General features: G+C 70.6%; 21 protein-coding genes. 19 read left to right on the top strand and 2 right to left on the bottom strand.

Annotated elements, in window-relative coordinates; genetic code table 11:
- From sufC to AB0K28_RS40850, 11 genes are all read left to right on the top strand, one after another.
- Nucleotides 1–747: a Fe-S cluster assembly ATPase SufC gene (gene sufC / locus AB0K28_RS40900; RefSeq protein WP_345386094.1), complete on the top strand. Its 747-nt coding sequence runs from the start codon at nucleotides 1–3 to the stop codon at nucleotides 745–747.
- Nucleotides 744–2,000, top strand: coding sequence for a cysteine desulfurase (locus AB0K28_RS40895; protein WP_364381033.1), 1,257 nt, complete (start codon nucleotides 744–746; stop codon nucleotides 1,998–2,000). Before sufC ends, AB0K28_RS40895 begins: the two co-directional genes overlap by 4 nt.
- Before the next feature lie 2 nt (nucleotides 2,001–2,002).
- Complete coding sequence (gene sufU, locus AB0K28_RS40890; protein WP_345386092.1) at nucleotides 2,003–2,443, top strand: Fe-S cluster assembly sulfur transfer protein SufU; 441 nt, start codon at nucleotides 2,003–2,005, stop codon at nucleotides 2,441–2,443.
- Nucleotides 2,440–2,799, top strand: coding sequence for a metal-sulfur cluster assembly factor (locus AB0K28_RS40885; RefSeq protein WP_345386090.1), 360 nt, complete (start codon nucleotides 2,440–2,442; stop codon nucleotides 2,797–2,799). Before sufU ends, AB0K28_RS40885 begins: the two co-directional genes overlap by 4 nt.
- A gap of 304 nt (nucleotides 2,800–3,103) precedes the next feature.
- Nucleotides 3,104–4,924, top strand: a complete 1,821-nt coding sequence (locus tag AB0K28_RS40880; RefSeq protein ID WP_364381028.1) for a DEAD/DEAH box helicase — start codon at nucleotides 3,104–3,106, stop codon at nucleotides 4,922–4,924.
- A gap of 251 nt (nucleotides 4,925–5,175) precedes the next feature.
- On the top strand, nucleotides 5,176–5,439 hold the full coding sequence (locus AB0K28_RS40875; protein ID WP_345386086.1) for a phosphoribosyl-ATP diphosphatase: 264 nt from the start codon (nucleotides 5,176–5,178) through the stop codon (nucleotides 5,437–5,439).
- Between the two features lie 61 nt (nucleotides 5,440–5,500).
- Nucleotides 5,501–6,346, top strand: coding sequence for an ATP phosphoribosyltransferase (gene hisG, locus AB0K28_RS40870; RefSeq protein ID WP_345386084.1), 846 nt, complete (start codon nucleotides 5,501–5,503; stop codon nucleotides 6,344–6,346).
- Between the two features lie 75 nt (nucleotides 6,347–6,421).
- Nucleotides 6,422–7,306 (top strand): ABC transporter ATP-binding protein, encoded by an 885-nt coding sequence (locus AB0K28_RS40865; protein ID WP_364381025.1) that lies wholly within the window; start codon nucleotides 6,422–6,424, stop codon nucleotides 7,304–7,306.
- Nucleotides 7,306–8,040 carry an ABC transporter permease gene (locus AB0K28_RS40860; RefSeq protein WP_364381022.1) on the top strand — a complete coding sequence of 245 codons (735 nt, stop codon included), beginning with the start codon at nucleotides 7,306–7,308 and terminating at the stop codon, nucleotides 8,038–8,040. Before AB0K28_RS40865 ends, AB0K28_RS40860 begins: the two co-directional genes overlap by 1 nt.
- Nucleotides 8,037–9,158 carry a histidine kinase gene (locus tag AB0K28_RS40855; RefSeq protein WP_345386076.1) on the top strand — a complete coding sequence of 374 codons (1,122 nt, stop codon included), beginning with the start codon at nucleotides 8,037–8,039 and terminating at the stop codon, nucleotides 9,156–9,158. Before AB0K28_RS40860 ends, AB0K28_RS40855 begins: the two co-directional genes overlap by 4 nt.
- Entirely contained in the window at nucleotides 9,155–9,760 is a 606-nt protein-coding gene (locus AB0K28_RS40850) for a response regulator transcription factor (protein ID WP_345386074.1), read from the top strand. The genes AB0K28_RS40855 and AB0K28_RS40850 overlap by 4 nt, the downstream gene beginning before the upstream one ends.
- Nucleotides 9,761–9,802: 42 nt before the next feature.
- Here AB0K28_RS40850 and AB0K28_RS40845 read toward each other — a convergent pair whose 3' ends face one another.
- On the bottom strand, nucleotides 9,803–10,825 hold the full coding sequence (locus AB0K28_RS40845) for an EAL domain-containing protein (protein WP_364381018.1): 1,023 nt from the start codon (nucleotides 10,823–10,825) through the stop codon (nucleotides 9,803–9,805).
- 217 nt (nucleotides 10,826–11,042) lie between these two features.
- Here AB0K28_RS40845 and AB0K28_RS40840 point away from each other — a divergent pair, with 217 nt between their 5' ends.
- On the top strand, nucleotides 11,043–11,699 hold the full coding sequence (locus tag AB0K28_RS40840) for an acVLRF1 family peptidyl-tRNA hydrolase (RefSeq protein ID WP_364381015.1): 657 nt from the start codon (nucleotides 11,043–11,045) through the stop codon (nucleotides 11,697–11,699).
- A 4-nt stretch (nucleotides 11,700–11,703) separates the two neighbouring features.
- Here the strand turns inward: AB0K28_RS40840 and AB0K28_RS40835 are convergent, their stop codons facing one another.
- A complete protein-coding gene (locus AB0K28_RS40835; protein WP_364381012.1) occupies nucleotides 11,704–12,525 on the bottom strand; it encodes an NAD(P)H-binding protein in 822 nt (273 codons plus the stop codon).
- Between the two features lie 88 nt (nucleotides 12,526–12,613).
- Here AB0K28_RS40835 and AB0K28_RS40830 point away from each other — a divergent pair, with 88 nt between their 5' ends.
- The 7 genes from AB0K28_RS40830 to AB0K28_RS40800 all read left to right on the top strand — a co-directional run bounded on the left by AB0K28_RS40830 (nucleotide 12,614) and on the right by AB0K28_RS40800 (nucleotide 21,606).
- On the top strand, nucleotides 12,614–13,183 hold the full coding sequence (locus tag AB0K28_RS40830; protein ID WP_345386068.1) for a TetR/AcrR family transcriptional regulator: 570 nt from the start codon (nucleotides 12,614–12,616) through the stop codon (nucleotides 13,181–13,183).
- A 177-nt stretch (nucleotides 13,184–13,360) separates the two neighbouring features.
- The gene (locus AB0K28_RS40825) at nucleotides 13,361–14,383 is read left to right on the top strand and encodes a LacI family DNA-binding transcriptional regulator (protein WP_345386066.1); all 1,023 of its coding nucleotides are present in this window, start codon (nucleotides 13,361–13,363) and stop codon (nucleotides 14,381–14,383) included.
- 543 nt (nucleotides 14,384–14,926) lie between these two features.
- The gene (locus AB0K28_RS40820) at nucleotides 14,927–15,556 is read left to right on the top strand and encodes a DUF624 domain-containing protein (RefSeq protein WP_364381008.1); all 630 of its coding nucleotides are present in this window, start codon (nucleotides 14,927–14,929) and stop codon (nucleotides 15,554–15,556) included.
- Between the two features lie 125 nt (nucleotides 15,557–15,681).
- Nucleotides 15,682–17,112 carry an extracellular solute-binding protein gene (locus AB0K28_RS40815; RefSeq protein WP_364381005.1) on the top strand — a complete coding sequence of 477 codons (1,431 nt, stop codon included), beginning with the start codon at nucleotides 15,682–15,684 and terminating at the stop codon, nucleotides 17,110–17,112.
- A gap of 50 nt (nucleotides 17,113–17,162) precedes the next feature.
- Nucleotides 17,163–18,125, top strand: a complete 963-nt coding sequence (locus tag AB0K28_RS40810; RefSeq protein ID WP_364381002.1) for an ABC transporter permease subunit — start codon at nucleotides 17,163–17,165, stop codon at nucleotides 18,123–18,125.
- Between the two features lie 9 nt (nucleotides 18,126–18,134).
- Complete coding sequence (locus AB0K28_RS40805) at nucleotides 18,135–19,010, top strand: carbohydrate ABC transporter permease (RefSeq protein ID WP_345386057.1); 876 nt, start codon at nucleotides 18,135–18,137, stop codon at nucleotides 19,008–19,010.
- A 19-nt stretch (nucleotides 19,011–19,029) separates the two neighbouring features.
- Nucleotides 19,030–21,606 carry a Tat pathway signal sequence domain protein gene (locus AB0K28_RS40800; protein ID WP_364380999.1) on the top strand — a complete coding sequence of 859 codons (2,577 nt, stop codon included), beginning with the start codon at nucleotides 19,030–19,032 and terminating at the stop codon, nucleotides 21,604–21,606.
- Nucleotides 21,607–21,625 lie beyond the last annotated feature (19 nt).

Raw genomic sequence — 21,625 nt, 5'->3', positions numbered from 1 at the left:
ATGTCCACCCTTGAGATCCGTGACCTGCAGGTCGCCGTCGAGGACAAGGAAATCCTGCGCGGCGTCAACCTGACCGTGAAGGCCGGCGAGACCCACGCCATCATGGGCCCCAACGGCTCGGGCAAGTCGACGCTCGCCTACGCGATCGCCGGTCATCCCAAATACACGATCACCGGCGGCCAGGTGCTGCTCGACGGCGTGGACCTGCTGGAGCTGTCGGTCGACGAGCGGGCCCGCGCGGGCCTGTTCCTGGCCATGCAGTACCCGGTCGAGGTCCCCGGCGTGTCGGTCTCGAACTTCCTGCGCTCGGCCGTCACCGCGGTCCGCGGCGAGGCGCCGAAGCTGCGCGAGTTCGCCAAGGACCTGAAGAACGGCATGGACGCGCTGTCCATCGACCCGGCCTTCGCCCAGCGCAACCTCAACGAGGGCTTCTCCGGCGGCGAGAAGAAGCGCCACGAGATCCTCCAGATGGAGCTGCTCAAGCCGAAGATCGCGGTGCTCGACGAGACCGACTCCGGCCTCGACGTCGACGCGCTGCGCGTGGTGTCGGAGGGCATCAACCGCTTCCGCGCCTCCGGCGAGACCGGCGTGCTCCTCATCACCCACTACACCCGTATCCTGCGCTACGTGAAGCCGGACTTCGTCCACGTCTTCGCGGCGGGCCGCATCGTCGAGGCGGGCGGGCCAGAACTGGCCGAGAAGCTCGAGGCCGAGGGCTACGAGCAGTACACGAAGGCATCTGCATGACTTCCATCAGCTTCGATGTGGAGAAGATCAGGAAGGATTTCCCGGTCTTCTCCCGCGAGCTGCCCGACGGGCGTCCGCTCGTCTATCTCGACTCGGGCAACTCCTCACAGAAGCCCAACCAGGTCATCGAGACCATGCGGGAGCACCTGGCGCTGCACTACAGCAACGTCGGGCGCGCCATGCACGTGCTGGGCGCCGAGTCCACCGACGCCTACGAGGGAGCCCGCGACAAGGTGGCGGGCTTCATCGGGGCGCCGGCACGCGAGGAAGTGGTCTTCACCAAGAACGCCTCCGAGGCGCTCAACCTGCTGGCCTACTCCTTCGGCAACCCCGCCAACACCGACCCCCGCTTCACGCTGGGGCCGGGCGACGAGATCGTCGTCTCGGAGATGGAGCACCACTCCAACATCGTGCCGTGGCAGCTGCTCGCGCAGCGCACCGGCGCGACGCTGAAGTGGTTCGGCGTCACCGGCGACGGCCGGCTCGACTACGACCCCGCGCTCGTCACCGAGCGCACCAAGGTCGTCTCCATCGCCCACCAGTCCAACGTGCTCGGCACGATCAACCCGGTGGCCCAGGTGGCGCGGCGGGCTCACGAGGTGGGCGCGCTGCTCGCGCTCGACGCCTCCCAGTCCGTGCCGCACCACCGCACCGACGTGACCGCGCTGGGCGCCGACTTCGTGGCCTTCACCGGCCACAAGATGGTCGGCCCCTCGGGCATCGGCGTGCTGTGGGGGCGGGCCGAGCTGCTCGAGGCGATGCCTCCGTTCCTGGGCGGCGGCGAGATGATCGAGGCGGTCTGGATGGACCGCTCGACGTACGCGCCGATCCCGCACAAGTTCGAGGCGGGCACGCCGCCCATCGTCGAGGCCATCGGGCTCGGCGCGGCGGTCGACTACCTCACCGAGGTCGGCATGGACGCCATCGAGGAGCACGAGCGCGCCCTGACGGCCTACGCCCTCGAGGCGCTGCGCGAGCTGCCCGGGCTGCGCGTCATCGGCCCCGAGACGCTGGAGGAGCGCGGGGGCACGGTGTCGTTCACGCTGGAGGGCATCCACCCGCACGACGTGGGGCAGATCCTGGACGACTCGTTCGGGGTGGCCGTACGCGTCGGGCACCACTGCGCGCGGCCGCTGCACCTGCGGTTCGGAATACCGGCGACCACGCGGGCGTCTTTCTACCTGTACAACACCACGGGCGAGATCGACGCCCTGGTGCGCGGTCTCCATCACGTTCAGAAGGTGTTCGCATAGCCATGATCGGCGAGTCGATGTACCAGGAGCTGATCCTGGAACACTACAAGCACCCGCAGGGGCGGGGGCTGCGCGAGCCGTACGACGCCGAGGTTCACCACGTGAACCCGACGTGCGGCGACGAGATCACGCTCAGGGTCAAGGTGGACGACGCCGGCACGATCCTCGACGTCTCCTACGACGGCCAGGGCTGCTCCATCAGCCAGGCCGCCGCCTCCGTGCTGCACGAGCTGACCACCGGCTCGACGGTTCAGGAGACGCTGTCCGTGGTCGACGAGTTCACCCGGCTGATGCAAGGCAGGGGACAGGTGGAGGCCGACGAGGACGTCCTCGGCGACGCGGTCGCGTTCGCGGGCGTGGCCAAGTTCCCGGCGCGTGTTAAATGCGCGTTGCTTTCTTGGATGGCCTACAAGGATGCGGTTGTGAGGAGCGCTGCCCAATGAGCAAGCCAGTGGAGACGCCGACCGATTTCGACGGCGAGACGAGTGCCGACGAGGTCATGGAAGCCCTCAAGGACGTCGTCGACCCCGAGCTCGGCATCAACGTCGTCGACCTGGGCCTGATCTACGGGCTCAACCTCGACTCGGCCGACGGGGGCAAGCCCGTCGCCACCATCGACATGACGCTGACCAGCGCCGCCTGCCCGCTGACCGACGTCATCGAGGACCAGGCGCATTCCGCGCTCGACGGCATGGTGTCCGACGTGAAGATCAACTGGGTCTGGCTGCCGCCGTGGGGCCCTGACAAGATCACTGACGAGGGGCGCGAGCAGCTCCGTATGCTAGGCTTCAACGTCTGATCTTTTCCGCTGTCACGGCTGGCGTAAAGCGTCAGCCGTTTCAGTGTGCAATAGCGTTTCCGGAAAGTCCGGGCGCGTCCCGGGGGAATATCCGATAACATCCCCGGCGTTGGTAACAGATGTACCTGACGCCTCATCGCGCGTCTCGCACCGCCTGCGGCCGGTGCCAGGTATGTCCCCCCTCCTCTTCCCGCCCCCATGACGGCGGGTGCCCTTGAACCTGTGCGGCCCCGCCGCATGCCTTGGCTCGTCCTTTCGCAGAAGTGACGTGCCACTTCGACGGAAAGGCACGACTTTCGTGACCATGCTTGACGCTGTCATGCCCACGCTCGACGACACCACGATCGAGCCGGCCCCGTCCGAATTCGAGCTGCTCGGCCTGCCGAAGCCGCTCGTCAACGGGCTGGCCAAGCTGGGCTTCGACAGTCCGTTCCCCATTCAGAGCGCGACGATCCCCGACGTGCTCGCCGGCCATGACGTGCTCGGCCGCGGCCAGACCGGCTCCGGCAAGACGCTCGCCTTCGGCCTGCCCACCATGGCCCGCATCGCCGGCGTGAAGCCCGCCCCAGGGCGGCCCCACGCGATGATCCTCGTGCCCACCCGTGAGCTCGCGCTCCAGGTGCACGACGCCCTCGAGCCCCTCGGCCGCGGCCTCGGCCTGCGCATGAAGGTCGTCGTCGGCGGCATGTCGATGGGCAAGCAGATCGAGGCGCTGCGGCGCGGCGTCGACATCGTCATCGCCACCCCCGGCCGCCTCGGCGACCTCATCAGGCAGGGCGAGTGCTCGCTCGGCGACGTCGAGGTGAGCGTCCTCGACGAGGCCGACCACATGTGCGACCTCGGCTTCTTCCCGGTCGTCACCGACCTGCTCGCGCAGACCCCGTCCGACGGCCAGCGGCTGCTGTTCTCCGCCACGCTCGACGGCGACGTCGACAAGCTGGTGCAGCGCTTCCTGAAGAACCCCATCACCCACTCCGTGGCGCCCGCGACCTCCCCGGTCGACACCATGGAGCACCACGTCGTGCAGGTGACGCGCGACGACAAGTTCGACGTCACGGCCGAGATCGCCAACCGCGAGGGCCGTACGATCATCTTCGTCCGCACCCAGCACGGCGTCGACCGGCTGTGCAAGCAGCTCGCCAGGGTCGGCGTCAAGGCCGGCGGCCTGCACGGCGGCAAGCGCCAGAACCAGCGCACCCGCATCCTGTCGGAGTTCCGCGAGGGCTCCGTCAACGTGCTGGTCTGCACCGACGTCGCCGCCCGCGGCATCCACGTCGACAACATCAGCCTGGTGCTGCACGTCGACCCGCCGCAGGACCACAAGAGCTACCTGCACCGGGGCGGCCGCACGGCGCGCGCCGGCGAGAAGGGCACCGTGGTGACGCTGGTGCTGCCCAACGAGCGCCGCTCCACCGACGCGCTCACCCGCAGGGCCGGCATCCACCCGTTCCGTCTCAAGGCCACGCCGGGCCACCCGCGCCTCGCCGAGGTGGCCGGGGCCCGCACGCCGAGCGGCGAGTCCATCCCCGTGTGGGAGCCCGACGTCCGCAAGCCGCTGCGCCCGCGCCGCGACGGCGGCACCTCCGAGCGCCGTGGCGGCCGCCGCGGCCGCCGTGACTTCGACGGTGAGCGCCGCCCGCGCCGCCACGAGGACGGCGAGCGGTCGTTCGGCGACGACCGGCGTCCGCGCCGGGAGTTCGACGGTGAGCGCAGGCCCCGCCGCGAGTTCGACGGCAACCGCGCGCCGCGCCGCCACGACGGCGACCGGCCGTTCAGCGCTCCGTCCGACGAGCGCCGCCCCCACCGGCACGGTGAGGGTGAGCGGCCGTTCGGGGGCTCGCAGGAGCCCCGCACGTTCAGTGACGACCGCCGGCGCGAGGGGCGCGGCGGCCGGGGCGGCTACCGCTCCGACGACCGCCCGCTGCGCCAGGACGACCGTGGCCCGCGTTACGGCTCCGACCGTGGCCGCCCGTTCTCGGGTGACCGCGACCGCGGCTACCGTTCCGACGACCGGCCCGCCGGTTACCGTTCCGACGACCGTCCTGGGGGTTACCGCTCCGGGCGTACCGACGAGCGCGGCAACGGCGGCTACCGCCGCAACTCCGGCCGCCGCTACGAGCGCTGACCGGTTCTGATGCACGAACGTCGCCCGCCGCACCCCCGAGGTGCGGCGGGCGACGTGCTTTCCTGGTCACGCGAGCGGGATGGCGCTGCCCGCCGGTTCATCGGTTGGGGACGGGACGAAAGCAGCCGTCCGATGTGTCCGGACTCATGACCAGGTGATGACGGTCGTCTCGCGTGGCGGACGCCGGGCGGCGTCACCCCGTGACGCAGACTAGGCTTAGCAGGCACGCCAGCCGAACGACGAGAGAGACCATGAAGACCTTCGAAGAGCTGTTCGCCGAGCTGTCAGAGAAGGCCAGGACCCGGCCCGCGGGCTCGGGCACCGTGGCCGCGCTCGACGCCGGCGTCCATGCCATCGGCAAGAAGGTCGTCGAGGAGGCCGCCGAGAGCTGGATGGCGGCCGAATACGAGTCAGACGACAGGGCAGCGGAAGAGATCTCGCAGCTCCTCTACCACGTCCAGGTGCTCATGATCGCCAGAGGCATCGGCCTCGACCAGGTCTACAAGCATCTCTAGGGCGCCCCGGCGCCCGGCCACCGCGGAGAGACAATGAGAGCGAGACACGTAAGGACCTGACATGCTGCGTCTGGCAGTACCGAACAAGGGCGCGCTCAGCGAGGGCGCCCAGAGCATGCTCAAAGAGGCCGGCTACCGGTCGCGCAGAGACAGCAAGGAGCTCGTCGTCGTCGACGAGGCCAACGGCTGCGAGCTGTTCTTCCTGCGGCCCAGAGACATCGCCGTCTACGTCGGCGAAGGCACCCTCGACCTCGGCATCACCGGCCGCGACATGCTGATCGACTCCGGCGCGCCGGTCGAGGAGATCATGCCGCTCGGCTTCGGCGGCTCCACCTTCCGGCTGGCCGCCGCCGCGGGGGCGATGACCTCGGTCGCCGACCTCGACGGCCGCCGCATCGCCACCGCCTATCCTGGCCTGCTCGACAAATACCTGTCCGACCAGGGCGTCGATGCCCGGGTCATCAAGCTCGACGGCGCCGTCGAGACCGCCATCAGGCTCGGCGTCGCCGACGCCATCGCCGACGTCGTCGAGACCGGCACCACGCTGCGCAACGTCGGGCTCGAGGTGTTCGGCGAGCCGATCATGCGTTCCGAGGCCGTGCTCATCAAGCGGCAGGGCGCGCCGGAGTCGCCGGGCGCGGGCCAGCTCGTCCGCCGCTTCCAGGGCGTCGTGCACGCCCGCGACTTCGTGATGATGGACTACGACATCCGCGCCGAGCGCATCGAGGAGGCCATCGCGCTCACCCCCGGCATGGAGGGGCCGACGGTCTCGCCGCTGCACCGCGAGGGATGGGTCGCCGTGCGGGCCATGGTCCGCCGCAAGGGTCACCAGCAGGTGATGGACCAGCTCTGGGACATCGGCGCGCGGGCCATCCTGGTCACCGACATCTACGCCTGCCGCCTCTGATCTGACAAATGTCACGGCGAAGGCCGGAGGGAACGCACTGCCGTCCCCACCGGCCACGCCCGTAGCGTTCCCGGCATGAACGCCATCGTGTTCGACCACGTCAGCAAGCACTACGGGGACGTGCTCGCCGTCGACGACCTGTCACTGTCCGTCGAGCCCGGCTCGACGGTCGCGCTGCTCGGCCCCAACGGGGCCGGCAAGTCCACCTCCATCAACCTGCTGCTCGGCCTCCTCCTGCCCACCGCGGGCACGGTGGCGGTGCACGGGCGCGCCCCCGCCGAGGCCGTCAGGGCGGGGGAGATGGGCGCCATGCTCCAGGACGGCGCCCTCATCCCGGAGCTGACCGTCAAGGAGCTCGTCGACCTCGTCCGCCGCCTCTACCCCCGGCCCCTCGACCTGGCCGACGTCCTGGAGCTGGCCGACCTGACGAGCCTGGCCGGGCGGCGGGCGGGCAAGCTGTCCGGCGGGCAGGCGCAGCGGGTCAGGTTCGCCCTCGCGATCGCCGGGGCGCCGAAGATCCTGCTGCTCGACGAGCCCACCGCCGCCATGGACGTCGAGTCCAGGCTGCGTTTCTGGGCCGGCATGCACGACTACGCAGCCGGGGCACGTACCGTCGTGTTCGCCACCCACTACCTGGAGGAGGCCGACGAGCACTCCGACCGGGTGGTCGTCATCGCGCGCGGCCGGCTGGCCGCCGACGGCACCGCCGCCCAGATCAAGGCCGGCGCCGGAGACAGCGCCGTCAGCTTCGACCTCGGCGACCGGCCGGCGGCCGGGCTCGACCGGCTGCCCGGCGTCAGCGCCGTCGAGATCCTGGACGGCACGGCCACCTTGCACACCTCCGACCCCGACGCCACCCTCGACGCCCTCTACCGGGGCACCACGCTCGACGTGCGCGGCGTCCGGCTGGCCGGCGCCGACCTCGAGGCCGCCTTCCTCCAGCTCACCCGGGAGCCCTGATGCTCGCCTTCGCCAAGACCGACATCCTGCGCATGCTGCGCAACAGGCGCTACTTCGTCTTCGTCGTGGCCTTCCCCGTACTGCTGTACGTGATCAACGCCAGCATCTACGGCCAGGACACCGACGCGGGCGGCGTCAAGTACAGCGTCCTGCTCATGGTGTCGATGGCCGCCTACGGGGCGCTCGCGTCGTCCACGATGAGCTCCGCCGTGCCGCTGGCCACCGAGCGGCAGTCCGGCTGGCTGCGGCAGCTCCAGATCACGCCGCTGCCCGGCTCCGCCGTCATCGCCGCCAAGCTGATGACCGCGATGACGCTCGTGCTGCCCGCGCTCGTGCTGGTCAGCCTGGCCGCGATCGTGCAGCAGGGCGTGTCGTTGCCGCCCGGCAGGTGGCTGGCGCTGCTGCTGGCCCTGTGGCTGGGCGCGGTGCCGTTCGTGGCGCTCGGGCTGGCCATCGGGTCGGCGCTGACCGCCGACGCCGCCCAGCCCGTCGCGATGATCTGCATGTTCGTGCTGGCCATCGCCGGCGGCCTGTGGTTCCCGCCGGAGGTCTTCGGCGCCACCATGAAGACCGTGGCCGGGCTGACGCCCTCCTTCCACTACGCGAGCCTCGGCTGGAGCCTCGCCGCCGGGAACGGCGTGGTGATGACGGACGTGCTGGTCATCGCCGGGTGGGCGGTCGTCCTGGGCGGGCTCGCGGCCTGCTTGTACCGGCGGGCTACCGTACGGGCATGAGCTTCGCCGACCGGATCAGCTTCGACGGCCCCGACGAGAACGGGTCGCCCGCCAGGCGACTGGTGGGCGTCTCCGTCGGCATGGTCTATCTCCTCTTCCCCGTCGCCGACATCGTGACCGGCGCCTTCACCGGGGCGAAGGCGGTCTGGGCCTGCCTGCTGCTGATGACGTACGTCGGCGCCTACGTCCTCGTCGTCGCGAGCTCTCCGAGCAGGCTCAGTCTGGGCCGCTTCATCTACCCGCTGTTCGCGCTGGTCAGCGTGCTCGGCGTGACCGCCGCGCTGGCCTTCGGCGGAGCCTGGCTGAGCCTGCCGGTCTACACCGTCGTCCTGTACGCCTTCGCTCTGCGGCCCGCCCACGCCCTGATCGGCATGGTCCTCAGCCTGCTGGTCGTCATCGGCGGCGGCGTGCTGCACCGCGACTCCTGGGACACCATCGCCGTGCTCGCCGTCCAGGTGGTGACGCTCGGCGTGCTGTTCATCAGCGTCCGCAACACCCGCGCGCTGAGCCACCGGCTGCGCCTCGCCCAGGACGAGGTCGCCAGGCTCGCCGCCACCGAGGAGCGCCTGCGCATCGCCCGCGACCTGCACGACCTGCTCGGCCACAGCCTGTCGCTGATCGTGCTCAAGAGCGAGCTGGCCGGGCGGCTGGCCGAGGAGTCGCCCCGGGCGCGCCAGGAGATCGCCGACATCGAGTCCGTCGCCAGGAAGGCGCTGACCGAGGTGCGCGAGGCGGTCACCGGCTACCGGCAGCGCAGCCTCGCCGAGGAGCTCGACAGCGCCCGCGCGGTGCTGGCGGCCGCCGGGGTCGCGGCCGACGTGCGCGTCGCCGGCGGGCCGCCGCCCGCCGTGCTCGACGAGCTGTTCGGGTGGAGCGTGCGCGAGGGCGTCACCAACGTCGTCCGCCACGCGCACGCCACCCGGTGCGAGATCACCGTGACCGTCTCGGAGTCCGGCGCCGTGCTGGAGATCGTGGACGACGGGGACGGCGGCGGCGGGCCGTACGCGATGGGCAGCGGCCTGCGCGGGCTCACCGAGCGGGTGACCGGCGCGAACGGCACGGTCACGGTCGGCGACCACCGGCTCAGGGTGCTGGTTCCTGCGGTGGAGTACGCATGATCAGAGTTCTCCTGGCCGAAGACCAGGGCATGGTACGCGGGGCGCTGGCCTCCCTGCTGGGCCTCGAACCCGACATCGAGGTCGTCGGCGAGGCCGCCGACGGCGACGAGGCGCTGGCCGTCGCCACCGCCGTCCGGCCCGACGTGGCGCTGCTCGACATCGAGATGCCCCGCACCGACGGGCTCGCCGCCTGCCGCGCCATCGGCCGCGACGTGCCCGGCTGCCGGGTGATGATCCTCACCACCTTCGGCCGGCCCGGCTACCTGCGCACCGCCATGGAGGCCGGCGCCGTGGCCTTCCTCGTCAAGGACAGCCCGGCCAGGGAGCTGGCGGCGGCCATCCGGCGGGTCCACGCGGGGGAACGCGTCATCGACCCGGCCCTGGCGGCGGCTGCGCTGAGCGCGGGGCCCAACCCGCTGTCGGGACGCGAGCGCGACGTCCTGAGCGCGGCGGCCGACGGCTCCACGATCGTGGACATCGCCGCACGCCTGCACCTGTCGGAGGGCACCGTCCGCAACTACCTGTCGTCCGCCATCCAGAAAACCCACACCCGCAACCGCATCGAAGCCGTCCAACGAGCCCGCACGCAGGGCTGGCTCTAACACCCGCCCCTGGCCTCGTCCTTCGGTCCCTTGGGCGTGGGGTCAGGTTCTGGTCGTCAGCTGTCTGATCAGGTCTGAGATGCGGACGATGCCCAGGCAGCGGTTCAGTTCGTCCGTTACCACCAGGTCGTCGTAGACGCGGGTCGCGTCGCGGCCGGCGGCTTGCATGGCGGCGACGGCCGGAGTCGTGCGGGGGACCGTGCGCGGGGGGTCGGCCAGGCGGCGGGCCGGTTTGGAGCCGTGCAGGGCGTGGCCGTAGCGGGCGGCGATGGAGAGCAGGAAGCGGCTGCGGTCGAGGCTGCCCGTCGGGCGCTGGAACTCGTCCACCAGGATCACGCTGGTGATCGTCGGCTCATGGCCGAAGGCGGCCACCGCCTCCTCCGCCTTGGCCTCGGCGGGCAGCGTCACGGCGGGCAGCAGCAGCTCCTGGACGCGGGGACCGAGCATGGCTGAGGCGGGCGGCTCGTCGGTGATCGGCAGCGGGACACGTACCTTGCCGTCCGGGCCCGGAGCGAGCAGCGGGCCGTGTGCGAGGCGGACGCCCAGCCCGCGCATCACCGCCGCCTGCTGCTCCCGTTCCACGCCCGGCGCCATGACGTGTGCGCCGATGCCGCGTGCCAGCGTGACCACCGCCCGCGCCACCGCCGTCGCCCGGTGGTCCCCTGGGATGCGCGCCACCACCTCGGGGTCCAGGGCCAGCAGGTACGGGGCCGCGCCGGCCACCAGGTCCAGGCTCGGGCCCGCCGCACCCATGTCCGCGAAGCCCAGCAGGTAGCCGATCGACCGCAGCCCGTCGATGCCCACCTTCAGCAGCGGCCGGTCCTGTTCGCGGCACGTACCGGTGAGGAGGAGGATCGCCTCGCGCGGATGCCGTCCCGCTCGCCGCAGCGCCTCGTGCAGCGGGGCCAGCGCGCCCGCGCCCGGCAGCACCGCCCCGATCGGCAGTTCCAGCACCATGGGCAGCGGCGTGGCGCGCAGGACGCCGGAGGGGTCCACGACGGCGGGATGCGCGATGACGGCCCCGGTGTCGAGATCCACCAAGGGGCTGGTGAGCAGGGAGGACACGTAAGGAATGGTGGTCCTTTCGCAGCTCCCGCCAGAAGGCCAGAAAAGGAGAATTCACCGGCATTTCGGTTGAGGTTCGCGGGGGTTGGGGAGCGAGCGACCGTCCCTCAAGGTCTCCCGGGTGGGAGGGCGAGGGACCGTTCCACGCGTCGGCGCACCGGCGCCGCCCTGGGTGGGGTGGTCGAGGGGGTGGGGGTTGTTCGGTAGGGTTCGCGGCATGGGCGGGCGTCCGGCGAAGGGCGGCGGCCGGTGGGTCTGCGTGCCGCCGGAGCGCCTGCACCCGTGGATCGACGGGTTCGCCGGGCGCCATGGGCCCTTCTCAGCGAGCGGTGATGGCCGCGTCGTCCGGCTGGTGGCCGACGATGGGGCGATGGCCGATCTCCAGGTGCCTTTTCCGCCCTTGGCGCCGCCTGGGCCGCCGCACGTCACCCGGCTGGTCACGCACGCGCGGGCCGCGCGGCGGGTCGGGGTGTTCCTGGTGCGGCTCGGTGGGTACGCGGCCGGCGTCTTCCATGGGGACGAGCTGGCGGTGTCCAAGGTGGGGTCGCGGCTGGTGCAGGGGCGTACGGCGGCCGGGGGATGGTCGCAGCAGCGCTACGCCAGGCGGCGGGCGAACCAGGCGGCGCGGGTGTACGACGACGCCGTGGAGACGGCGGTGCGGGTGCTGACGCCGTACCTGGGGGAGCTGGACGGGGTGGTGTTCGGCGGCGACAGGAGAGCCGTGGACGCGCTGCGGCAGGACCGGCGGCTCGCCCCGCTGCTGGCCCTGGAGCGGGAGCCGTTCCTGGTGGTGCCGGATCCGCGGCTGGCGGTGCTGCGGGAGACGCCCGCGCAGTTCAGGGCGGTACGGATCCGCGTGGTGGATCCGGGATGACCTCTCAACGGCTGAAGGCGGGGAGGTGGTCGGTGACGTAGGCGGCCAGTGAGCGGGGCGGGCGGCCGGTGAGGTCCTTGACCGTCGTGGTGGTCGATGACCAGCGGCCGTCGCCGATCTCGGCCATCAGGGCGGCCAGCTCCTCCGCCTGGAGGCGGGGCATGCCACGGGTCTCGAGGCGGGCGGCCATCTCGGGGACGGGGAGGTCCACGTAGCGGTACGCGCGGCCCAGGACGCGGCCGATCTCCTCGGCGATCCTGGCGTGCGGCAGCGACTCTGGGCCGGTCAGCACGTGGTCGCGGCCGGGGCCGACGGGAGCGGTCAGCAGGGCGGCGGCGGTGCCGGCGACGTCGCGGGCGTCGATGTAGTTGACGGGGGCGGTGCCGTACGAGCCGTGCATGACGCCGGCCGCGAAGTCGTACGGCAGGTTCTGCATGAAGCCGGTCGGCTGCAGGATCGCCCACGGCACGCCCGACTGCCTGAGGTGGTCGTCCACGATGCCGTGCAGGCCGGTGGCGAGCCGGCCGCCGGGTGCGGCGCCGCGTACCGACACCGTGACGATCTGCGTCACGCCGGCGCGCGCGGCGAGGTCGATGACGGCGCGGTGAGCGTCGGCGAAACCGGGCCAGATCGAGCTGTTGAGGAAGAGCCGGTCGCCGGGGGACAGCAGCGCACCGATCGTCTCGGGACGCTCGAAGTCGGCCGGCCGGTACGGGATCCCGAGGTCGCCGGCGGGCCGGCGGACGGCGGCCACGACGTCCAGGCCCTTCAGGCGCGCGGCGAGGGCACGGCCGACGGACCCGGTGGCACCGGTCACCACGATCACGAGCACACCTCCATAAGCGGAAAGTCGTATTCCGGTTGACCGGACGGTACACTATGCGGAATCGAATCGTCCACTTAGGAGCCGGTACGTGCGCGCCGACGCAAGACGGAACCTCGGCAAGATCGTCACAGCCGCCGCCGAGGCCATCGCGGAGCGCGGTGTCAACGTCCCCATGGAGGTCATCGCCCGGCGCGCGGGCGTCGGCGTCGGCACCCTCTACCGGCGCTTCCCCGACCGCCACGCCCTGGTCGCGGCCATCGGCGAGCACTACGTGCACACGATGACCGAGGCGCTCGACACCGCCACGGCGGACAACGGCGACGCGTGGAGCGCGATCCGCGCCTTCGTCTCATGGGCCTCCGAGCCGGGGCGCACCGCGCTGTCCACGGCGCTCGCCGACCTGCCCGACGAGGTGATCGTGGGGCGGGCCGAGTTCAGGCGGGCGCGGGAGGAGTGGGTCGAGCGGCTCGACCACCTCGTACGCCGGGCGCAGGCCGACGGCTCGATGCGGGCGGACGTCGGCGTGGACGACCTCGTCCACCTCCTGAACGTCTTCACCTGCCACCCCGACCACCTCCCGGCGCCCGTGGCCGCCGATCCGGGGCGGTACCTGGGGCTGATGCTCGACGGCATGAGGTCAGGCGTCCCGAACTCGTGAGCGTGAAGCTCTTGAGACGATTCAATAATTTGCCGCTATGATGAGCCGAGTTCTCGGTGGACCGCGTTCTGCGGCCCACCGGACGACACCGGGTCACGCCTCCCGCCGGTGCGCCGCGTCAGGCGGGCACCCAGGGGGCGCACCCGCACCTTCAGCAGCACGGCCTCGTGAGGATCGATGGCGACCACGAACATCAAGGAGGTCGCGCAGCTGGCGCGCGTCTCGGTCGGAACGGTGAGCAATGTGCTCAACCGCCCCGAGATCGTGTCCCCGGCCACCCGCGAACGCGTCTTCGAAGCGATCAAGAAACTCGGGTTCGTCCGCAACGAGGTGGCCCGCCACCTGCGGGCGGGCCGCAGCCGTACGGTCGGGCTGGTCGTCCTCGACGTCGCCAACCCGTTCTTCGTGGACGTCGCCACCGGCGCCGAGGCGGTCGCCGACGACCACGACACGATGGTGGTGCTCTGCAACAGCGCCGGCGACTCCGGCCGCGAGCGCCGCCACCTCGACCAGCTCGAACAGCAGCGGGTGATGGGCGTCCTCATCACGCCCGTCGAGGCCGAGCCGCCCTGGCTCGAAGAGCTCGTCGCCCGCGGCACGCCCGTCGTGCTCGTCGACAGCCCCGCCACCGGGCTGCAATGCTCGGTGGCCGTGGACGACCGGCTCGGCGGCCAGATCGCCGGCGCCCACCTCATCGAGCGCGGGCACCGGCGCATCGTCTTCGTCGGCGGGCCGCCGAGCATCAAACAGGTCGCCGACCGGCAGGCCGGCGTGACCAGCGCCGTCGCCGCCGCCGGTGGGGCCGTCGAGCTGCTCACCGCCACCTCGCCGACCCTCACCGTGGCCGAGGGGCGGGCCATCGGCGAACGCGTCGCCGCCCTGCCCCCCTCCGAACGCCCCACCGCCGCCTTCTGCGCCAACGACATGATGGCGCTGGGGTTCCTGCAGGCCATGGCCTCCAACGGGCTGCGGGTGCCGGCCGACATGGCCATCATCGGCTACGACGACATCGACTTCGCCGCCGCGGCCGCCGTCCCGTTGTCCTCGGTCAGGCAACCCCGCGAGCTGCTCGGCCGCACCGCCATAGACCTGCTCCTGGAGGAGGTCTCGGAGCCCGGGGAACACCGCCACCGCCAGGTCATCTTCCAGCCCGACCTCGTCATCCGCGACTCCACCGCCCCCCACCTGACCCGCCCTTAGGGAGGGCAGGGGCTGGGAGGGCTGTGCGGCGCCTGGCTGTGCGGCGCCCGGGCGTGCGGCGCCTGGCTGTGCGGCGTCCGGGTGTGGGGCGTCCGGGTGTGGTGCTCGCGCCCCGCGCGTGTGATCTGAAGGTGTGCGCAGGCGCCGGGGTGTGCCCGCCCAGCGCTTCGGTGCCTTTCGATGGTGGCGTTGTGGCTGGTTATGCGGGCTGTGGGCGGTGGTGGGGCGGTGGTGTTTCAGGGGAGGTGGGCGGGGGTGGGAGGTGGCGTCGTGGGTGGCGGCTTCGGGGTGTGGCCCCGAGTGGTCTTGTGAGTGGGAATCAACGATTTGGTCTCGGGGGGTGCTGGTTTCTACGGTTTGGGCTGGTTGGGGGAGGGGTTCTGGGTGGGAATCGGAAATGTCGGATGTTTGTGTCATTGACTTTGAGTCGATTCAACACTAATTTCGCACCAACCGCCGTTCACTACCTTGTAACTGGGCAGGAACCACGGTGCAACACTCCACCCCCGCATTCGTGCACGTGCCACGAGAAGGTGGTGCCGGATGAACCATCCCGCCATGTCGATCAGGATCCAAGCTGCCTGCTCAGAGCTCATCTGGGTGGTGCAGCTCAACCTGATGTGGCTCGTCTTCACCCTGGCGGGAGGCGTGGTGCTCGGGATCGGGCCCGCCACCGTGGCCGCGTACACGCTGGCCCGGCGGCACGCCAGGAATGAATCGTTTCAGGCGTGGGCCGAATTCTGGGCCGCCTACCGGCGGGAGTTCGTCCGCGGCTCGCTGCTCGTCCTGCCGCCGGCGGTGCTCGCCGTCGTCCTGGCCGGCAACTACCTGTACTTCTCCGTCCTCGGCCAGGACGCGGGCGCGCTGCGTGTCACGACGTTCGTGGCGCTGCTGGCGCTGGCCGCCGTCGGGGCCTACGTCGGCCCGCTCTACACGCACTACGAGCTGCCGCTGTGGGCGTACATCCCGAAGGCGTCGCTGCTCGCGCTGACCCGGCCGGCCTCCACCGTGCTGCTGATGTTCACGCTGTGGGCGATCGTCTACGCGACCTCGCAGCTGCCCGTCCTGGCGCCCCTGGTCAGCATCGGCGCGTGGATCTCTGTCAACACCTGGCTCTGCCTGCGCTTCTTCGAGGAGAACGAGGCGCGTCTGCATTCGGAAGGAAACCCATGAGCGCATCCCGTAGTCGCCTCCTGGCTGGAGCGTTAGCGCTAACAACCGCCCTGGTGGCCTCCGCGTGCTCCGGCACCGGCGCCGGCGGAGGTGAAGGCCAGGCGGACGACGGCACGATCACGTTCATGACGCAGCTGTTCGGCACCGCCCCCGACCCCCAGGGTGAGCTGCACCAGGCGGTCGAGAAGTTCCTGGGCAAGAAGATCAAGGTCACCTGGGTGCCGAACGCCGAGTACTCGGAGAAGGTCAACGTCACCCTGGCCTCGGACAACCTGCCCGACGTCATGGTGGTCGACCCGAAGTCGCCGGCGTTCGGCAAGGCGGCGGAGGCCGGGGCGTTCTGGGACCTCACCGAGAAGATCAAGAAGTACCCGAACCTCGCCGGTGACCCCAAGGTCCTGCTGAACTCCTCGATCAACGGCAAGGTGTACGGCATCTACCGCATCAGGCCGCAGCTCCGCTCCGCGGTGATGATCCGCAAGGACTGGCTGAAGAAGGTCGGCCTGGAGGCGCCCGAGACCACGGACGACCTCTACGAGATCGCCGAGGCGTTCACCAAGAAGGACCCGGACGGCAACGGCAAGGACGACACCTACGGCCTCATCATCCCGAAGTGGCCGGGCGTCACGTTCTCCGCCTCCAGCCCGTTCAACGTGATGGACGTCTGGTTCGGCGCGCCGAACAACTGGGGCGAGCGCGACGGCAAGATCGTGCCCGAGTTCGACGTGCCCGAGTTCTTCGAGGCCAACCGCTTCATGAAGAAGATGATCGACGAGGGCCTGGTCAACCCCGACTGGAACACCCTCGACACCGCCAAGTGGAACGACCCGTTCGTCCAGGGCAAGGGCGGCATCATCATCGACGTCGACGTCCGCACGACGCAGCTGCTCGACCTGCTCAAGGAGCAGGACCCCGAGACGTACGGCGACAAGGTCCTGACGGTCGGCAACCTGGCCCGCCCCGACGGCAAGAAGTTCTCGCTGCCGTTCACCGGCTACAAGGACGTGCTGGCCATCTCCAAGCAGCGCATCCGCACCGAGGCACAGCTGGATCAGCTGCTCACCACGCTGGACAAGCTGGCCACCAAGGAAGGCCAGGTGCTGCTGTCCAACGGCATCGAGGGCCGCAACTTCAAGGTCGAGAACGGCGTGGCCGTGCTCATCAACCAGGACGACCCCAAGGTCAAGCAGCTCCAGGACGACGTGGACAAGGCGTTCATCCAGCTCGGCACGCAGGCCAGCACGGGCGTCGGCGGCGTCGCCTACCCGCGGGTGCCGCCGGAGGAGCCGTACCGCAAGGACCTCGAGGAGCGCGCCAAGCGCGTCGAGGAGGACCTGAAGACGGCCGTGTGGGACATCAGCGCCCCGGTGGTCTCGCCGACGGCGGTGGAGAAGGGCGCGACGCTCAACCCGATCGTCACCGACGCCCGGGTCAAGTACCTCGCGGGCCAGATCAGCGAAGACCAGCTCAAGGCTGAGATCAAGCGCTGGTACGACAGCGGCGGCACGCAGATCGCCCAAGAGATCCAGGACCTGGTCTCCAAGCTCGGCCAGTGACGCAAGCAGGGAGGGGCCCGGCCGGGCCCCTCCCATGGAAAGGAGGCCGAGTGGCCACCGACCTGGCGACGCCACCGGTCAAGACGGCCAGGACGCCCGGGAGCCCGCCCGGCGTGGCTCGCTGGCTGTGGCGGTTCCGATGGTTGTACCTGATGCTCGTTCCCGGGCTGGCGTACTTCCTGGTCTTCAAGTACGTCCCGATGCGCGGCCTGCAGATCGCCTTCCAGGACTTCATCCCGTTCCTGGGCTACAACGGCAGCGAATGGGTGGGCTTCAAGCACTTCGTGGACCTGTTCACGGGGCCGGACTTCAACCGCCTGATGTACAACACGCTGTTCCTGGCGCTGCTGAACATCATCTTCGTCTTCCCCGCGCCGATCATCGTCGCGCTGATGCTGAACGAGCTGCGGATCAACATACTCAAGCGCTCGGTGCAGTCGCTGATCTACATCCCGCACTTCCTGTCGTGGACGATCGTCGCGTCGCTGACGTACATCCTGTTCTCGGTGGACTACGGCGTGATCGCCGGCTGGATCCACGAGGTGGTCGGCGGCACCAAGGTCGACTACGTGGCGCAGCCCGAGTGGTTCAGGCCGGTCATCATCCTGCAGACGCTGTGGAAGACGACCGGGTGGACGACGATCATCTACCTGGCGGCGCTCGCGGGCGTGAACCACGACCTGTACGAGGCGGCCAGGATGGACGGCGCCGGCCGCTGGCGGCAGCTCTGGCACGTCACGCTGCCCGCCATCCGCCCGACGATCGTCGTCATGGCCATCCTCATGTCGGGCAACCTGCTCGACATGAGCTTCGAGCAGATCTGGCTCATGACCAACAACCTCAACCGCGCCACCGCCGACGTCTTCGACACCTTCGTCTACTACGTGGGCATCAACCAGGGCGCGTACAGCTACGCCACGGCCGTCGGCCTGTTCAAGGGCGTGGCGGGAGTCCTGCTGATCTTCGGTTCCAACTGGCTGGCCAAGCGCCTCGGCCAGCGGGGCCTGTTCTAGGAGCGCCGCATGTCCGTCAACCAGTACCGCTCCACGGGCAGCCGGATCTTCGACGCGATCAACATCACCCTGCTCACCGGGCTGGGCCTGATCACGCTCCTGCCGCTGCTGTACGTCCTCGCCGGCTCGTTCGCCTCGGAGTCGGAGATCGCCTCGCGGACGTTCTTCCTGTGGCCGCACAAGTTCGTCACCAGCACCTACGAGTACATCTTCGCCACCGACGTGTTCATCAGGGCGCTGCTGACGACGGTCGGGGTGACGCTCGTCGGCACGGTCGTGCAGCTCATGCTGACGCTGACCATGGCGTACCCGCTGGCCAAGCGCTACCTGCCGGGCCGGGCGCTGGCGCTCAACCTGGTGATCTTCACGGTGGTGTTCAGCGGCGGCATCATCCCGACCTACCTGGTGGTCCGCGACCTGGGGCTGCTCAACAGCTATTGGGCGCTGATCCTGCCGCTCGCGATCAACCCGTTCTACCTGCTCATCGTCAAGAGCTTCTTCCAGGAGCTGCCGGAGGCGCTGGAGGAGGCGGCGCGCATCGACGGCTGCACCGAGATGGGCGTCTTCTTCAGGATCGTGCTGCCGCTGTCGAAGCCGATCATCGCGACGTTCTCGCTGTTCTACGCCGTGGGCATCTGGAACGACTACATGTCGCCGCTGCTCTACATCGACGACTCCAGCAAGTGGACGCTGCAGGTGCTGGTCCGCCAGCTCACCGGCGCGGACGCGCAGAACGCGCTGTCGGCCCTCGAATCGGTCTTCTTCCCCACGCAGGGGCTGAAGTTCGCCGTCGTGGTCATCGCCACGCTGCCGATCCTGTGCTTCTACCCGTTCCTGCAGAAGCACTTCGTCAAGGGCGTGCTGATCGGGTCGGTCAAGGAATAAGGGAAGGGAAGGACCTCACATGACCGAGCTGCGCTGGCTGGACCGGCCCGGCGACCAGGGAACGACCTGGGGAGTGCCGTGGCCGCGCGGCGCGGTCGCGTCCGGCACGCCGTTCGCGCTGGCCGACGCCGGGGGGCGTGCGGTGCCGGTGCAGAGCTGGGTGAGCGCCACCTGGCCGGACGGCTCGGTCAAGTGGTCGGCGCACACGATCGGGGCCGGGCCCCACGCGGAGGCGTACCGGCTGGAGCCGGGACCCGAGCCGGCCGCCACCGCGACGCCCGTCACGGTCGCCCGCGAGGGCCGCGAGCTGGTGGTGAGCACCGGCGTGATCACCTGGCGGATCGGCGGTGGCACGCTGGCCAGGTCGGTCACGCGCGCGGGCCGCGAGATCGCCAGGGACGTGCGCCTGGTCAGCCTGCGCCAGCGCGAGCCGGCGCCCGACGAGGGCGGCCACGTGGCCCGCGAGCGGGCGGACGGCGTCGTCGAGAGCGTCACCGTCGAGCAGGACGGGCCGGTGCGCGCGGTCGTGCGGCTGGAGGGCAGGCACGGCGACTGGCTGCCGTTCACCGTGCGGCTCTACTTCCACGCCGGCGCCGAGCACGTACGGCTGATGCACACCTTCGTCTGGGACGGCGACCCCGACCGCGACTTCCTGGCCGGGCTCGGAGTGCGCGCCGACGTGGTCATGCGCGACGAGCCGCACGACCGGCACGTCCGCCTGGCCGGCGCCACGGGCTTCCTCACCGAGGCGGTACGCGGGCTCACCGGCCTGCGCATCGACCCGGGCGAGGCGGCCCGCCGCAACCAGGTCGAGGGCCGCCCCGCCGGGCCGCTCGCCCCCGGGGTCGCCACCCGGCTGCACCTCATCCCCACCTGGAGCGACTACACCCTCGACCAGGGCTCGGCCGACGGCTACACGCTGCGCAAGCGCACCAAGGACGGCCACGCCTGGGTGACGATCCCGTCGGGGACGCGCTCGGCCGGCTACGGCTACGTCGGCGGGGTGAGCGGCGGCCTCGGCTTCGGGCTGCGCGACTTCTGGCGCCTGCACCCCACCCGCCTCGACGTCAGGAACGCCGCCACCGATCTCGCCACCGCCACCGTCTGGCTCTGGTCGCCCTCCGCCCCGGCCATGGACCTGCGCTTCTACCACGACGGCATGGGCCAGGACACCTTCGCCGAGCAGCTCGAAGGGCTGGAGGTCACGTACGAGGACTACGAGCCCGGGTTCGGTGACCCGCGGGGGATCGCGCGTACGCATGAGCTGAGCCTGCGCTTCCACGAGAGCACGCCGGCCGCCGGCGAGCTGGCCGCGCACGCCGCCGCGATGAACGAGCCCGGCCTGCTGACCGCGAGCCCCGAGCGGATCCGCGAGGCGGGCGTGTTCGGCGTCTGGGAGCTGCCCGACCGCTCCACCCCCGCCCGCGCCGCCATCGAGGACCGCCTGGACTTCCTGTTCGACCTGTACGCCCGCGAACGCGAGCAGCGCCGCTGGTACGGCTTCTGGGACTACGGCGACGTCATGCACACCTACGACGCCGACCGGCACACCTGGCGCTACGACGTGGGCGGCTACGCCTGGGACAACTCCGAGCTGTCGCCCGACCTGTGGCTCTGGCTGCAGTATCTGCGCACGGGAAGGGCCGACGTCTTCCGCTTCGCCGAGGCGATGACCCGCCACACCGGCGAGGTGGACGTCTACCACCTCGGCAGGTGGCAGGGCATGGGCAGCAGGCACAACGTGCAGCACTGGGGCTGCAGCTGCAAGCAGGTGCGCATCTCCAACGCCGCCTACCGGCGCTTCCACTACTACCTGACCGCCGACGAGCGCACCGGCGACCTGCTGGACGAGCAGAGTGCGCCCGAGCGGACGTTCCTCGCCGTGGACCCGCTGCGCAAGGTGCGCGACGACGTCTACACGCCCGACCCTTCCGCCCTGTCGGTCGGGCTCGGCACCGACTGGGGCGCGCTCGCCGCCGCCTGGCTCACCCGCTGGGAGCGGCACGGCGACGAACGCGCCCGCGACCGGTTGCTCGGCACCATGGCCGGCATCGCCGCGATGCCGCGCCGCTTCCTGACCGGGGAGGGCCGGCTGGACCTGGAGACCGGCCGCTTCGACACCTCGCGCGACCAGATCTCGATCTCGCACCTGTCGTCGCTGTTCGGGCTGCCGGAGATCTGCGCCGAGCTGATCGGGCTCGGCATCGACGTGCCCGGCTTCGAGGAGGCCTGGCTGGAGTACTGCCGCCTCTACCTCGCCACCCCCGAGCAGCAGGAGGCGGCGGTGGGCCGGCCGCTGACCGGGATCTCGCTGATCGAGGCGCACAGCAGGCTCACCGCGTACGCGGCGGCGCGCACGGGGGACGCGGGGCTCGCGGCTCTGGCGTGGCGCAAGTTCTTCACCGGCGAGGGCGACCAGCTCAACGACAACCCGCTGACCGAGCAGAAGGAGTGGGCGCTGACGACGGTGGACGGCCCGCGGGTGCCGCACGCGGTGCGCGAGGCGGCGTTCGTCAGCACCAACAGCGCGGCGCAGTACGGCCTGGCCGCGATCCACAACCTGGCCCTGATAGGGGAGCACCTGCCGGAGAAATAGCAGAGGTGGAGCCCCTGCT

The organism is Nonomuraea sp. NPDC049504 (genome assembly GCF_040676845.1).
Lineage (GTDB): Bacteria > Actinomycetota > Actinomycetes > Streptosporangiales > Streptosporangiaceae > Nonomuraea > Nonomuraea salmonea.
The sequence above is the reverse complement of the archived record's forward strand: the minus strand, read 5'-3'. Positions and strand labels throughout refer to the sequence as shown.